Annotated in this window: 16 protein-coding genes; 9 read left to right on the top strand and 7 right to left on the bottom strand. The window is 65.1% G+C overall.

Annotation, left to right across the window (positions count from 1 at the left end):
* Positions 1 to 612: a TetR/AcrR family transcriptional regulator gene (locus tag ASE48_RS27815; protein WP_057170388.1), complete on the top strand. Its 612-nt coding sequence runs from the start codon at positions 1 to 3 to the stop codon at positions 610 to 612.
* On the opposite strand, the gene ASE48_RS27820 is transcribed toward ASE48_RS27815, so the two are convergent.
* The 4 genes from ASE48_RS27820 to ASE48_RS27835 are packed head-to-tail and all read right to left on the bottom strand — an operon-like array spanning position 613 to position 4,637.
* Positions 613 to 1,461, bottom strand: a complete 849-nt coding sequence (locus ASE48_RS27820) for a glycosyltransferase family 2 protein (RefSeq protein WP_057170714.1) — start codon at positions 1,459 to 1,461, stop codon at positions 613 to 615. It abuts the gene before it with no gap.
* Positions 1,461 to 2,414, bottom strand: coding sequence for a glycosyltransferase (locus ASE48_RS27825; RefSeq protein WP_082614464.1), 954 nt, complete (start codon positions 2,412 to 2,414; stop codon positions 1,461 to 1,463). The genes ASE48_RS27820 and ASE48_RS27825 overlap by 1 nt, the downstream gene beginning before the upstream one ends.
* Positions 2,314 to 3,552, bottom strand: coding sequence for a glycosyltransferase family 4 protein (locus ASE48_RS27830; protein ID WP_082614465.1), 1,239 nt, complete (start codon positions 3,550 to 3,552; stop codon positions 2,314 to 2,316). Before ASE48_RS27830 ends, ASE48_RS27825 begins: the two co-directional genes overlap by 101 nt.
* Positions 3,549 to 4,637 (bottom strand): hypothetical protein, encoded by a 1,089-nt coding sequence (locus ASE48_RS27835; RefSeq protein WP_057170716.1) that lies wholly within the window; start codon positions 4,635 to 4,637, stop codon positions 3,549 to 3,551. The genes ASE48_RS27830 and ASE48_RS27835 overlap by 4 nt, the downstream gene beginning before the upstream one ends.
* Positions 4,638 to 4,839: 202 nt before the next feature.
* On the opposite strand from ASE48_RS27835, the gene ASE48_RS27840 reads away from it, so the two are divergent.
* The 5 genes from ASE48_RS27840 to ASE48_RS27860 all read left to right on the top strand — a co-directional run bounded on the left by ASE48_RS27840 (position 4,840) and on the right by ASE48_RS27860 (position 7,448).
* Positions 4,840 to 5,253, top strand: coding sequence for a phage holin family protein (locus ASE48_RS27840; protein ID WP_057170389.1), 414 nt, complete (start codon positions 4,840 to 4,842; stop codon positions 5,251 to 5,253).
* On the top strand, positions 5,240 to 5,578 hold the full coding sequence (locus ASE48_RS27845) for a DUF3618 domain-containing protein (RefSeq protein ID WP_057170390.1): 339 nt from the start codon (positions 5,240 to 5,242) through the stop codon (positions 5,576 to 5,578). The genes ASE48_RS27840 and ASE48_RS27845 overlap by 14 nt, the downstream gene beginning before the upstream one ends.
* A complete protein-coding gene (locus ASE48_RS27850; RefSeq protein ID WP_057170391.1) occupies positions 5,575 to 5,868 on the top strand; it encodes a DUF4235 domain-containing protein in 294 nt (97 codons plus the stop codon). The genes ASE48_RS27845 and ASE48_RS27850 overlap by 4 nt, the downstream gene beginning before the upstream one ends.
* A gap of 37 nt (positions 5,869 to 5,905) precedes the next feature.
* Positions 5,906 to 6,925 (top strand): iron-containing redox enzyme family protein, encoded by a 1,020-nt coding sequence (locus tag ASE48_RS27855; protein WP_057170392.1) that lies wholly within the window; start codon positions 5,906 to 5,908, stop codon positions 6,923 to 6,925.
* A 109-nt stretch (positions 6,926 to 7,034) separates the two neighbouring features.
* The gene (locus ASE48_RS27860; protein WP_327049668.1) at positions 7,035 to 7,448 is read left to right on the top strand and encodes an STAS domain-containing protein; all 414 of its coding nucleotides are present in this window, start codon (positions 7,035 to 7,037) and stop codon (positions 7,446 to 7,448) included.
* Between the two features lie 32 nt (positions 7,449 to 7,480).
* Here the strand turns inward: ASE48_RS27860 and ASE48_RS27865 are convergent, their stop codons facing one another.
* Positions 7,481 to 8,197: a GAF and ANTAR domain-containing protein gene (locus tag ASE48_RS27865; protein WP_235571616.1), complete on the bottom strand. Its 717-nt coding sequence runs from the start codon at positions 8,195 to 8,197 to the stop codon at positions 7,481 to 7,483.
* Between the two features lie 183 nt (positions 8,198 to 8,380).
* Here ASE48_RS27865 and ASE48_RS27870 point away from each other — a divergent pair, with 183 nt between their 5' ends.
* Entirely contained in the window at positions 8,381 to 9,064 is a 684-nt protein-coding gene (locus tag ASE48_RS27870) for a GAF and ANTAR domain-containing protein (protein ID WP_057170394.1), read from the top strand.
* 6 nt (positions 9,065 to 9,070) lie between these two features.
* Here ASE48_RS27870 and ASE48_RS27875 read toward each other — a convergent pair whose 3' ends face one another.
* The gene (locus ASE48_RS27875; protein WP_057170395.1) at positions 9,071 to 9,304 is read right to left on the bottom strand and encodes a CDGSH iron-sulfur domain-containing protein; all 234 of its coding nucleotides are present in this window, start codon (positions 9,302 to 9,304) and stop codon (positions 9,071 to 9,073) included.
* Positions 9,301 to 9,999 (bottom strand): HemK2/MTQ2 family protein methyltransferase, encoded by a 699-nt coding sequence (locus ASE48_RS27880; protein ID WP_057170396.1) that lies wholly within the window; start codon positions 9,997 to 9,999, stop codon positions 9,301 to 9,303. The genes ASE48_RS27875 and ASE48_RS27880 overlap by 4 nt, the downstream gene beginning before the upstream one ends.
* 224 nt (positions 10,000 to 10,223) lie before the next feature.
* On the opposite strand from ASE48_RS27880, the gene ASE48_RS32915 reads away from it, so the two are divergent.
* Together ASE48_RS32915 and ASE48_RS27885 are read left to right on the top strand one after the other, a co-directional pair.
* A complete protein-coding gene (locus tag ASE48_RS32915; RefSeq protein WP_156409405.1) occupies positions 10,224 to 10,379 on the top strand; it encodes a hypothetical protein in 156 nt (51 codons plus the stop codon).
* Positions 10,380 to 10,946: 567 nt separating this feature from the next.
* Positions 10,947 to 12,779, top strand: coding sequence for a cellulase family glycosylhydrolase (locus ASE48_RS27885; protein WP_162264280.1), 1,833 nt, complete (start codon positions 10,947 to 10,949; stop codon positions 12,777 to 12,779).
* The last annotated feature ends 193 nt before the right edge of the window (positions 12,780 to 12,972 follow it).

The raw sequence follows: 12,972 nt of genomic DNA on the forward strand, positions 1-12,972 counted from the left end.
ATGGCGCGACCGAACCGGCAAGAAGAGCGACGTGGCGAGATCCTGGACGCCGCCATCGCCGTCATCGAACGCCACGATCTGGCCACGCTCAAACTCGCGGATGTGGCCGCCGAGCTCGGCCTCACCACCAATGCGCTGCGGTATTACTTCAAGGACATGACCGATCTGCTGTCTGAACTCGCGCTCCGCTCCGATGTCCGGTTCTACGACGAGCGCCTGCAGATCGGCTCGCAGACCGATGACCCGGCGACCCAGCTCGCGTTGACCATCGCGGCCGGCCTGCCATCCGGACCCGAAGACGCCGAGTGGCGCGCCATCTGGCGGGCCGTGCTGGCCGCCGGTTTCGAACTCGATCAGCGCCGCGATGTGCAGGCCATCTACCACCGACAGGTCGATCTCTACAGTGACCTGCTCACGGCGGGCGCGCAGGCCGGCGCGTTCCAGCTGAACTCCCCCGCCCGCGACATCGCCATGACGTTGATGTCGATGGAGGACTACTTCGGCTATCGCATCGTGGCCCGCGACCCAGCGCTGGACCGCCGCACCGCCCTACGGTTGATGCGCGAGTACGCCCGGCTGGCCACCGAGGCCAACCTTCCCGACACCCTGTGATCAGCCGGTACTGAGCGCAGGATCGGGCAGCCGATGGGGCCTGCCGTCCGGGTCGCGGGCGATCAACCCGAGCGACTGAAAAGCCTGCAGCCATCCTTCCATCGGCCACCATCCCCACTTCTGTTGGAACACCGCAGCATTGCGCAGAATGTCCTCGAGGTGTTCGACCGGCGGATCCGACACCGGGTGGTACTGATGGAAGGCATCCGCACCGCCGATCCACTTGAGGAAGACACCCCGGGCCGCCGCCCGCTGCGCAAAATCGGTGTCCTCCCCGCCGTAACCGCGGTACTCCTCCGAAAAACCGCCGATTCGGTGCCAGGTGGGTGACGTCACGGCGAAGGACAACGACCAGAACAGCCGGTAATCGGCACCGACCACGATCTGGCGGCCGGGAGGAGCCGGGCGGCCCGGATGTGGACTGGCCAGTTCGTGCAGTCGGGTCATCGGATAACCGTCCGCCCCGGGTGGCGGCAGGTAGGTCACCGGCCCGCACAGCAGTGCGCCGGCATGTTCGGGATGTTCGGCGGCCTCGTGGTAACACGACACGAGGTCGCGCCCGGGTATGCAATCCACATCGAGGAAGACGAGCAGATCCGCCCCTTCCTTCAGCGCGGTGGCCGCCCCGAGGTTGCGCGCGTGAGCGATCGGCAGCGCGTCGTCCGCGGCCGGGCAATTCACCAGGACAGTGGGCACGTCCGCCTCGCCGAGGATATTCGAGACGTCCGGATCATCAAGGGCGACAATCACATGCAGGTCGGTGTGTCGCCCATTGCCCAGGAGTCCGATGCGTTGATTGCGTAGGTGCCCGGACCTGCCGCGGACGGTCGTGATGACGGCGGTTCTCATCACACGGACCTACCCCGGCATCGCAGCGCCGTATCCTCGATCGCTTTCGCCGCGCGACCCGCCGCGCCTTCGGTCTCCCACAACTTCCACCGTTCGGTGTCCATCGATCTGGCCCGGTCCAGCAGCGCGGGCCAGGCATGGCGCTGTGGCCAGCGGGACGCCACCACGGCGAGGTGGTGGCGATGCAGCACTTCCGCGGTCGTTCGTTGTTCGTCGAACGGTCGGGTCTGCGGGATCACGATCGTGGGCCGGGACGCCGCAGCGACATCGGCGATACAGTTCTGCCCTGCGTGCGTGACCACCACATCCGCCGCGCTCAGTTGCGGCCACGGATCCGCCGTCCAGTCACCGGGCTTCGCCCCCAACGACATCCAGGTCACGGAGTCACGACCTGCGTCGGCGTCCGCCTCGCTCTCGCGCACGCACATTCCGTCGGCACCGGAGAGCACCACGACCCGCGTGCCGGCATGCTCGTCTTCGCATCGCGGGCGTCCATCGAAGCGGCTGATCCCGCCCACGAAGGCCGTCTTGTTCTCATGTGGCCGCAACCACGACGGCACCCGGAGGTCCTTCGGCCATGCCGCGATGATCTGATCGGCCATCCGGTGCACCAACCGATGCGGCGCATCGATGCGGTTGCCCGGCAGCGCCGTCACCACCACCGGAACTCCGAGCAACCGCACGAACACCGCCACCTCGACCGACACGTCGACGACGAAGACCTCGGGCTGGGCGTCGCGCACCCACTGCACGATGGCACCCATACGGTCGCCGTACCCGGTGTCCAGGTGCGGGGCCCAGTGCAGGGCGCCGTTGGCGGTCGGGTTATGGGCACGAGCGACGGCGTAGTCGTCACGCGGTAGCTCGACAAGGGAGGTGAACGGATGCGGTTCCGGTACCGGCCGGCTGGTCAACACGGTGACCGGATGGTTCAGATGTGCCCCGATGCTCATCGCTCGCGCGAGGTGCCCGAAGCCGTGATGGTGCACGTAGTAGCCGATCATCGTCCTTGCCCCCGTGCTCTGTGATCATGTGCCGATACAAGGTCAGATAGTTGTCCAACATGGCCTCTGCCGAACAGTGGTCTTTGGCGTGCCGGCGGACCGCAAACCGGTCCAGCGCAAGAACTTCCGGGATGGCTGCGGCCATCGATTCCACATCGCCGGGTGCCACCAACCGCCCGGCGCACGGATCGAGAAGTTCAGGTATTCCGCCCCGGGCAAAAGCCACCACCGGCGTCCCGCAGGACATCGCCTCGGCCACCACCAGTCCGTACGGCTCATCCCAGGCCGGGGTGACCAGCGCCGCCGACGATGCGCCGACCAACTGCGCCAATTCACCATGGGTGAGATGTCCGGCGTAGCGGATCCGGTGATCGAGCATCGGCTCGACGGACTGGGCGAAGTAGACCGGGTCGGACACCGGCCCGGCCAGCACCAGGGGCACCCGGGCGCGGTGCGCCGCCGCGATGGCCAGATGCGGCCCCTTCTCCGGTGTGATCCGCCCGAACCACACCAACTCGTCGCCGCCCGGCCCGAGCGTCCAGTGCGTGGTGTCTATCCCGTTGGGAACGACCTCGACATCGCGCGCAATGTGCGCCCATGAATGCGCGGTGTGCCGGCTGACGGCCGCCAATCGGGTGCCCTCCCCCGACGTCGCCGTCAGCGCGGATTCGAGCCACGGCGTCGGCGGTGTGTGCACGGTGGTCAGCATCGGCACGTCCAGCATCGGGGCCATCGCCACCGGCAGGTGGTGCAGGCTGTGGTTGTGCACGACGTCGAAGCACTCGGCGCCGGTCTGTGCGAGTTCGAGCATCACACTCAGGTACGCGTGGTGGTCGGCCATGAATGCCTCAGCGGGCATGGACGTGTCGCGTTTCGCCGCGTCCGACAGAGCCAGTCGGCGCACCGTCAACGCATGCCATTCCGGGGCAGTGTCCGACCCGTTGTCGGCGAACAGCGAGACGCTGTGCCCACGTGCGGCCAGGGCCCGCGCCAGATGCCAGACGTGCGATTCCAGCCCCCCGGCAAAGGGCTGCTTGATCGGGAAGCGGTTGGAGGCGATCAGCGCGATCCGCAGCCGGCAGGTCATGACGCCGCTTCGTCATAGAGCCGGGCATGCTCGGCGGACAGGGCCACCCGTTCGCGGTACCGGTCCGCCCAGCTCGCGCGCGGCGCGGATATCCCTGCACTCCACCGTCTATGGGTTGCGCTCACCGCACGATGCAGCGAGTTCTCGTCGAAGGTGCCCTCGGTCAACTCGAACACTTCGCACTGGCGTTGCTCGCGGTAGAACCCGCAGCTGGGGGCGATGACTTCGGTGCCGAGGTCGTGGCAGGCTTCCAGCCAACCCGAGTGTGAGCCGAACCGGTACGGCAGCACCGAGACGTTGAGCGACGCGAGGTAGTCCCAGAGCTCAGCATCGGTGAAGTACGGGTGAACCGCGACCCGCACCCGTTCGTTGCGTTGGTATTCCAGCAGGGTGCGGCCCACGTCGGGAGCGAACCAGTGATTGTCCTGCTCGAAGATCTCATCGTGGACGTCGATCTGCAGGACGGCACCGGGCAGCGCTGTCACCGATTCGACAAGGGTATCCAGAATCGCCAACGGGTCCATGTTCGCCCGCAGACTCTTCACGTGGACACCGACGACGAACTGTTCGCTGCGCGAACGGGGGCGCTCGATCCACTGGCTGCCCAGCACATGCGGGTGCGGGAGTACGTGGGGCCTGCGGCCCCACCGGTCCTCGACCGCCCGCGCGGCGCCCTCGGTCAGAGTGATCAGTGTGTGGGCGGCAGCGACCAGGACATCCTGCTGGTCTTCGTGAGCCGAGGGATCGGGATGGTGGGGATTGCGTAAGTCGTGCACGGTGTAGATCAACGGCTTCTGGTGCCGCTCAAGTTGCTCCACGACGTCGACAAGATCCTGGGTGGTCACTGCATCGAACCCGAAGTGGATGTGGAACGCGTCGAAGTCATCGTGATGGTGGGCGATCCATCCCGACTCCAGCATGAGCGGCGGCCACCACCCACCGGGCACCTTTCGACCATCGGTAGGCACCGGATCATTCAGGCGCACAACAGGTTCCAGCTCTCCCGGGTGGGACAGATGCTGCACGTAAACGTGCGAAGCGGGTACAGAGGCAATGCGCAAGGCGAACTCCTCGGTGCATGGCATCGTCATGGTCGATGGCAGAGATGACCCGGTTCAGTCACGGGTCGGCGTTCCCACCCTTCTTGAGGACGCTGCGCGATCGGAATACCCCTGCGAATCGAAAAGAAACACACCACACGCTCGAGGTTTAGCGCGCAGACGGGCAGGTAATGCAATGGCCGTATGGGGCGGTGTTCCGCCGAGTGTCCAGCGATGGGATCTTCGCATGACAAACCTTGAGACGAAGCCCGCCGAACAGGCTTCGATACCCGAATTGATAGACCGCCTGACCACCCAGACCTCACGTCTGGTGCGCGACGAAATCCAGTTGGCGCAAAAAGAGTTTCAGTTGGCCGCCAAACGCACCGGAATCGGCGCCGGTCTGTTCAGCACTGCGGGCCTGCTCGCTTTCACCGGCCTGTTGGCGGTGGTGACTGCCGCCATCGCGGCACTGGCGCTGGTGTTGCCGGTCTGGGCCGCCGCGGCCATCGTCGCCGTCGTGCTGCTGGCTGCCGCCGGTATCGCCGCGGTCATCGGCAAGAAGCAGGTCGAGCAGGCTCCTGTGGCCGCCCAGGAAGTGGTCGCCAGCGTGACCGAGGACGTCAACACCGTGAAAGAAGCCCGCCATGCCCGGAACTGACGATCACCCGGAGCCGGCCCAAGGAGCGAGTGTGGAAGAGATCACCGAGGACATCGAACGCACCCGACACGAAGTGGGCGAGACGGTTTCAGCATTGACCGACAAGCTCGACGTGAAGGGGCGGGCGCAGGACAAGGTGGCGGAGACCAAGGCTCGCGTCGCCGACGTGGCCGAGACCGCCCGCCACGATGTCGTCAGTGCCGTCACCGACGACAAGGGGGCGGTCAAACGCGGCCTGCCCGCCGCCGCCACCGTGGTGGCCACTGCCGCCGTCCTACTCGGAATCATCGTGTGGCGTCGCCGCCGACAAGGAGGAAAGCGATGACCACCTACAAGTCGAGCCTGACGGCGAAGCTGATGTACCGACCGGTCGGGCTTGCCAGTTCACTCGCCGGCGGACTGGTCGCGGGCGCGATCTTCAAGCAGATCTGGAAGCGCGCCTCCGACGGCGACCATCCGGATCCACCGAATGCCCTGGACCGCAACTACTCCTTCAAGGAAGTCGTGATCGCGGCCGCATTGCAGGGGTTGATCTTCTCCGTCGTCAAGACCGTGATCGACCGACAGGGCGCCAAAGCCTTCGCCCGTTGGACCGGTGAATGGCCAGGAGAGTAGACGTTTCCGCTGGGTAGCGGCGGGTATACCTCACTGCGTGACTCTTGCTTCTCTCAGCGTGGAACCCCGACTACCTGATCCGCGCGGCCCGCTGTCGCTGGCCGTGACGGAGTTGCTCGCCGAGCGGGCGCCCGTCAACCGACTCACCCAGGTGGAGGCGTCCATCAGTGACGCCGACCCGTTGGGGCTCGATCTCCAACTCGCGCTGTACATCTGCTATGAACTGCACTACCGCGGCTTCGACACCGTCGATCCGGGCTGGGAGTGGAATGCCGGTCTGCTGCACCTGCGCGGACGCCTGGAGAACACGTTCCTGGCCGAAGTCCGCAGCCGGGTCGGCGAGATCGGCGCCGACGAGACTGCCGTGGCCGAGATGGACAAGCTGTCGATCGAACCCGCCGACGGCGAAGGTCTGTCGTACTACCTGCGCGATACCGGCACCTGGGGTCAGATGCGGGAGTACTTCGTGCACCGCTCGCTCTACCACCTCAAAGAGGGCGACCCGCACGCGTGGGCGATACCGCGGCTGATCGGGCAGGCCAAGGCCGCCTTCGTGGCGGTCGAATACGACGAGTTCGGCGCCGGGAGGGGCGCGCGCCTGCATCAGCAGTTGTTCGCTGACCTGCTGGATGCCGCCGACCTGGATTCGAGCTACCTCGGCTATATCGATCATGTCCCCGCCGAGGCGCTGGCCGCGGTGAACCTGATGTCGCTGTTCGGCTTGCACCGCAAGCTGCGCGGAGCCGCGGTCGGGCACTTCGCCTCCACCGAAATCACCTCACCTCCGGGTTCACAGCGGCTGGTGGACGCGCTGCGCCGGATGAACGCACCGCAGCCCTGCATCGGCTTCTACGCCGAACATGTCGAGGCCGACGCGGTGCACGAGCAGGTGGTCCGCACCGACGTCGTCGGCGATATGGTCGCCCGCGAACCGCACCTCGACGGCGATGTCGTGTTCGGGATCCGAGCGCATGCTTTCGTCGAGGACCTGCTCGCCGACCACATGATGCAGTGCTGGTCGGCGGGCGAAAGCTCCTTGCGCCGACCACTTGACTGATTCAGACACTTCGTTGCCTGGATACGCTTGCGCCGTTTGACCTTCCAGTGCCACCGGTAGCGCTGCGCCCCCCGACCACGGCTAGTATTCGGTCCATTGTCGGGTCGGGGTGCACAGCTATTCGGAGGTGAAGATGGCGGGCGAACACGAATCGGTCGTCGGCAGTCCCAAAGCGGCCCCCGGCTGCACCGTGGAAGAACGCACCGTCGGTGACGTTGTCGTCGTCGCCATTACCGGCACACTCGACGTGCTTTCCGCCCCGGACCTGGAAACCCGAGTCAAAGCGACTGCCACGGGTTCCCCCGCCGGCGTCATCGTCGACCTCAGTGCGGTGGACTTCCTGGGATCTTCGGGGATGGGGGTGCTGGTCACCGCGCATTCGGATTTGACGCCCGCGATCCGGTTCGCGCTCGTCGCCGACGGCCCGGCCACCAGCCGTCCGCTCAAACTGATCGGGATCGCCGACATCATCGACGTCTTCCCCACCCTTGACGAGGCCCTGACCGCGCTGTCCGCTGATTGACGCTCACCGCGAGCCGCTGCTGTAAGCGGCTGCTAGGGACGGTCGGGCCCGGCCGAGACGATCTTTTCGGCCACGTCGACCAGTTTGATGTTCATGTCCTGGGAGAGATGCCGCAGGGCGTCGAACGCTGCGACACCATCGATGTCGAACCGTTCCATCAGCATGCCCTTGGCCTGTCCGATCAGGTCACGGCTACCCAGGGCTGTCTGGAACTGCCTTTCGCGATGCAACGAGTTCCAGACCAATGTCGTGTGCGCCGCGAAGACCCGGGCCAGCTCGGCTGAGTCCTCGTCGAAGGATCCGGCAGCCTCTGCCTGGAAGTTCAGCGCGGCGATCCCAGCGGCCGGTGTATCGAGCTGCACCGACAACACCGACCGCACCGGGGTTCGCTTGGTGACTTCGCTGCAGTAGGCCGGCCAGCGCTGCTCGGCCACCAGGTCGTCGATCAACATGGTGTGGTTTTCCCACGCCGCCGACAGACACGGCCCCTCATTCAGCTCGCCCTGCAGGTCGTCGAGCATTCTGGGGAAATCGTGGGTCGCGCCCACCGAGGTCACCTGACCGTGCTCGTCGACGAGGGTGATGCCTGCATATCGGGCCCCGGGGATGGACGCCACCGTCGCTTCGTTCAGCTCCCGCAGCGCCTGTTCGACGTCGGTCTCACCCCGCTGCTGGAAAATGACGGCGCGTTGCATCGCGTCGTAGAACCGACGTCGTTCGCCAGTCGGATCACCGTCAATCAGAGTCACAATCGATCATTGTGACCAGCACGTACAGCTTCAGCAACTAAGACGACCCTAACGAAATCTCTGTCCGGAATCCGAACCACCCACCGGGACCACCGGACAGTTCGTGCGGTGGCATCCGCCGCCGCCACCGGGCCTTACCCGGCTCTTTGCACGGATGTTCGAGAGGTAGAGCAGAATGCCGTCATGACGTTCTTGGAGAAGCGAGACCTGGCCGCGAGGATGGCCGAGTTGGCTCGCACCCTCGCCGGCCCACGCAACCTCGATGAAGTGCTCTCCGGGGTCGCCTCCGCGGCATTGGAACTCATCCCCGGGGTCGACGCCGCCGGGGTCCTGCTCATCGGTAAGGAACACACCTTCGAGACGGTGCCGAAAGACGCAGGCTTGACCAATGAGCTGCACCGCCTACAGATGCAGTTCGACGAGGGCCCCTGTGTGCAAGCGGCGCTGGGCGATCTGATCGTGCGTACCGATGATTTCCGCGAAGAAACGCGCTGGCCCCAGTACGCGCCGGCATGCGTGAAGATCGGCGTCCTCAGCGGCCTGTCGTTCAAGCTCTACACCTCGGACCGCACCGCGGGCGCGCTGAACCTGTTCGGATTTCAGCCGAACATCTGGCGCGGGGAAGCCGAGACCATCGGCGCGATTCTCGCAGCCCACGCAGCGGCCGCCATCCTTGCCAGCCAGGAAGGACAGCAGCTGGAGGCGGCCCTGTCCACCCGGGACCGCATCGGCCAGGCCAAGGGAATCGTCATGGAGCGCTACAAGGTCGACGACGTGCAGGCTTTCGAGATGCTCCGCCAGATATCGCAGGACAGCAACACCAAGCTGGTCGACGTCGCTCAACGGGTGATCGACACCCGCGACTGAGCTGCGTCAGGCGGATTGCGGCGTCGCGCGACTCGGCTTGGCGCCCTTGGCCCGGATTTGTCGTCGGTGGCTGGTGTCGCACAGCGGGAAATTCTTGCTGCGCCCGCAGGCGCAGATCGCCACCATGAAGCGATCGGACTCCACACAGGTGCCGTCCGGCATCTCGATGCTGACCGGCCCTTCCACCATGACCGGTCCCCGCCGCACCACCCGCACCGAACGACGTTCGCCGTCGGTCATGGTTTGTCGGCTCGAATCACCAGGAGTTCCTCTTCGCGTCGGCCCGGTTGCAGCAGCCCGGTGTCTTCGAGCCACTGCGCACGCGAGTGCATCACCGGTCCGAACGGGATCCATTCCCAGGCAACGATATCGGCGTCCAGGCCGGCGGCCGAGAGCGACTCCAGCGTCTTACGGGGGTCGGCGAACTCCGATTGCACCAACAGCAAGCTGCCGCCGTCAGCCAGCAGGTCAGGCGCCGCTTCGCACAGCGGGTCCAGGACCATCCGCCCGTCGGAGCCGGCATCCCACGCCCGAGCGGGTCCGACATCTGCGGGTAGTTCCTGATGATCGGGATCATGGGGAACGTAGGGCGGGTTGCACACCACCAGATCGAACGGGCCGAACTCCGCCGCCCGCGCCCACGAGCCCAGGTGGACATCAACCGCGGCATCATGCATGCGTGCGTTGGCCCGAGCACACCGAACTGCTTTGGGGCAGATGTCGAAAGCAGCCACCGTCGACGCGCCCTGGGCTGCGGCATTGATGGCGACGACACCGCTACCCGTGCACAGGTCGGCCACCTTGCTACCGAGCGCCAACGCGGTCTTGTCCATGACGTTGATGAGAAGTTGCGAGTCCTCGCGCGGTGCGTACACGCCGTCGGGCACCACGCCGATGAAGCGTGAGTCGGGTTCAAAAGGATATGCGGTGGTCACACTTACCTCTTCAGGGAAAATCCACGGGCCAGCAACTGTTCAACGGGCCACCATTGCCGCGCTTGGATGCCCGCATTGACCTCCGATCAAACAAGAGCACCGCGTAGACCTCGCAAGATGGACAGTTTGCGCGGGTCGGCTCCCCACCTGTATGCCGAAAATCCGTTGCGGACGTCCCGCGCGCTGTCACCCGGGTATGGCACGACAACGCCGCCTCCCTCGGGGTGACCCGCTCATTGCCCTGCTCGGCGGCCTGCGTCACCGAGGAACTGCGCCGCGACCGGCCCGACACCATGCTGTCGTTCTCGATGGCCCGGTCGCAGTGGGAGACCGTGCGGCGCACCGATATCGAGCTCACCGGGACCGAGGCGGTCCGCTAGTTCCTTGCCATGTGAGCCACGTGGCGAAGTTTTGGCAGATGTTGCCAGTTGTCGCGAAGCGTCAAGCTGCGCTCGCCTCGCCGATTACTAGGACATTTCGTACTGATATTGAAGGTCAGCAAATACGATCTTGAAAAGCCTTTTCCGGTCGTGATTTGCTATAAGCGTGCAATTTGCGCGACTGCAAATTGTTTAACGTGCTGCATTCGTCAGAAATTGACGATCTAGAAATATGATTGGCGAGGGTGAGCCGATTCACGCAATTTCACACGGTAATTGACCCGGACAGCAATTCACGATTAGCCTGTGACCAGGCAATTCATGCGTTATTGAGTCCATCAAACCATTCTCTATTCGCCATTCTTTTCAACTGCCCTGATTGGATCATTTGCGGCCCGGGTATTGCTCGAGTTGTCCGCGGTGTGAACCGCATCACAACAACTATTCCGGGGTTTGCGGAAGTTTGGAGATGACATCATGTGGGGCCCTAGGCAGCGATCAGCAAAACCGATTTGCTCAGTCGCGGCACCGTTGTTCGCGTTCACGCTCGTCGGTGCAGCAGTGCACGTGGGTGCCGCGGCACCGCTGAGCATGTCGCCGCAACAGGACGCGATCCGGCAGGTATCGGCGGCTGTGTCACTGGCTGCGGCCATCGACACCTCATCCAACGCCGTTGGCATCGCCGAATCCGAGCTGTACTTCATGACCCCGGAAGAGGTCGGCGTCGCCCTCGACACCATGCAGTCCATGGGTGTCACCCAGTTCCGCATGTTCATCCCCTGGCGTGCGGTGGAAGCTTCCCCGGATACCTACAACTGGGCCGACGTGGACAAGGTCATCGACGCAGCCGAGGAGCGCGGCATGGCCGTTCTGGGCGCGGTCACGAGCACCCCGACCTGGGCATCAGATGTCCAGGACTCCGCATACGGCGCACCGCGCGACCCCGAGGACTTCGGCGACTTCATGGGCGAACTGGCCAGCCGCTACGGCGCCGGCGACGGCGATCCCGAATCCGCACGCATTTCCGCATACGAAATCTGGAACGAGCCACAGAGTTTCGTCTTCTGGTCACCGAAGCCCGACCCCGCCGCCTATACCGAACTGCTGAAGGCCGGCTACACCGCGATCAAGGAAGTCGACCCGACCGGCACCGTGGTCGGCGGCGTGGTCACCGCCGGACTGACCTGGGGCGACGTCAACATCAGCCCGGTCGAGTTCGTCCAGACAATGTATGAAAGCGGCGCGGCGGGGTACTTCGACGCGCTGTCCTATCACCCGTACAACTACGACTGGAAGTTCGGCGACGGCGCCGGCAACGCGATCTCGGCGGTGGGCCAGCTGGAGGCCATGCAGGCGCTCATGGAGCAGTACGGCGACGGCGAGAAAGAGGTGTGGACAAGCGAATACGGTCTGCCGACCTCGTATGTCTCGGAGGCTCAGCAGGCCGAGTTCATCGACGATTTCATGGATACCTGGTCCGAACACGAGGGCACGGGTCCCATGTTCATCTACTCGCTGATCGACCGGAACAGCGCGTCGACCGATGTTGAGGACACCTGGGGTCTGTTCCGTGACGACTACACCCCGAAGCAGGCAGCGGCGATCGTGCAGGCCTGGATTGAGGAGAACGGTCCGCTTCCGTCCGATGGCCTTCCGCCGATCGACGAGATCCCCGATATCGGGATCCCGACGGTACCGACCGATCCGGTGGCCGAGGAGCCGGTTACCCCGACACCGGCTGACCCGGTGGCCGAGGCAGTGGCGAATTGGCAGAAGGCGCTGGCCGAAGCCGCGGCGAACTGGGCGGCGGCATGGGGTCAGGCCACCACCACCGCGCCGGCCACGACGACGGTGTCGGCTCGGACCGCGGCAGCACCCGAAGAAGCACCGGCTGAACCTGCCGATCTGACCGAGTCCGACGCCGAGGCCGAGGCCGAGGTTGGAGAGCCCGCCAGCGCAACGGATCCCGCACTGGAGAGCACAGACTCGTCCCGCGCAGCGTTGATCGAAGCCACGCAGGCCGAGCCCGAATCCGACACTGCGGAGACCGAGACAGCGGCCCCGACCGCGACCGCGACCGATGAGCCCGACGCGTCCGCGTCGACCGATACGGAAGAGTCCGACACCACCGCGTCCGATACCACGGAGTCCGCTGCTACCGAGTCGGAAACCTCCGAAAGTGGTTCGGCGACCGCCGGATCGACCGCCACTCAGTCGAGCGCAGGCTCGGCATCGTCGAGTTCGGAATCCGGAGAAGCCGAGTCCGGGTCGGCTTCTGCGAGCGACAGCTCGTCCAGCAGCACGGCGAGCGACAGCTCGTCCAGCGGTTCTTCGGACAGCGACGGCTCGTCCAACGGTTCTTCGGACAGCGACAGCTCGTCCAGTAGCTCGGGCGAATAACCAGACAAGTCAGCCGGGGCAGGATGTCCGCCTGCCCCGGCTGACTCTTGTCTCCGCTAACTGCTTGCCAGCGCAAGCAGGGTGGCAAAGAGCGTACTTCCGCGCGAGATACGCACTGTCCGCAAATCATGGCGCGGTTCCTCTCCCGACCACCTGGGATACCCGTCAAATTTCGGCCGTTTGACCACGTCAT

It is taken from the genome of Mycobacterium sp. Root265, from assembly GCF_001428895.1.
Taxonomy (GTDB): Bacteria; Actinomycetota; Actinomycetes; order Mycobacteriales; family Mycobacteriaceae; genus Mycobacterium.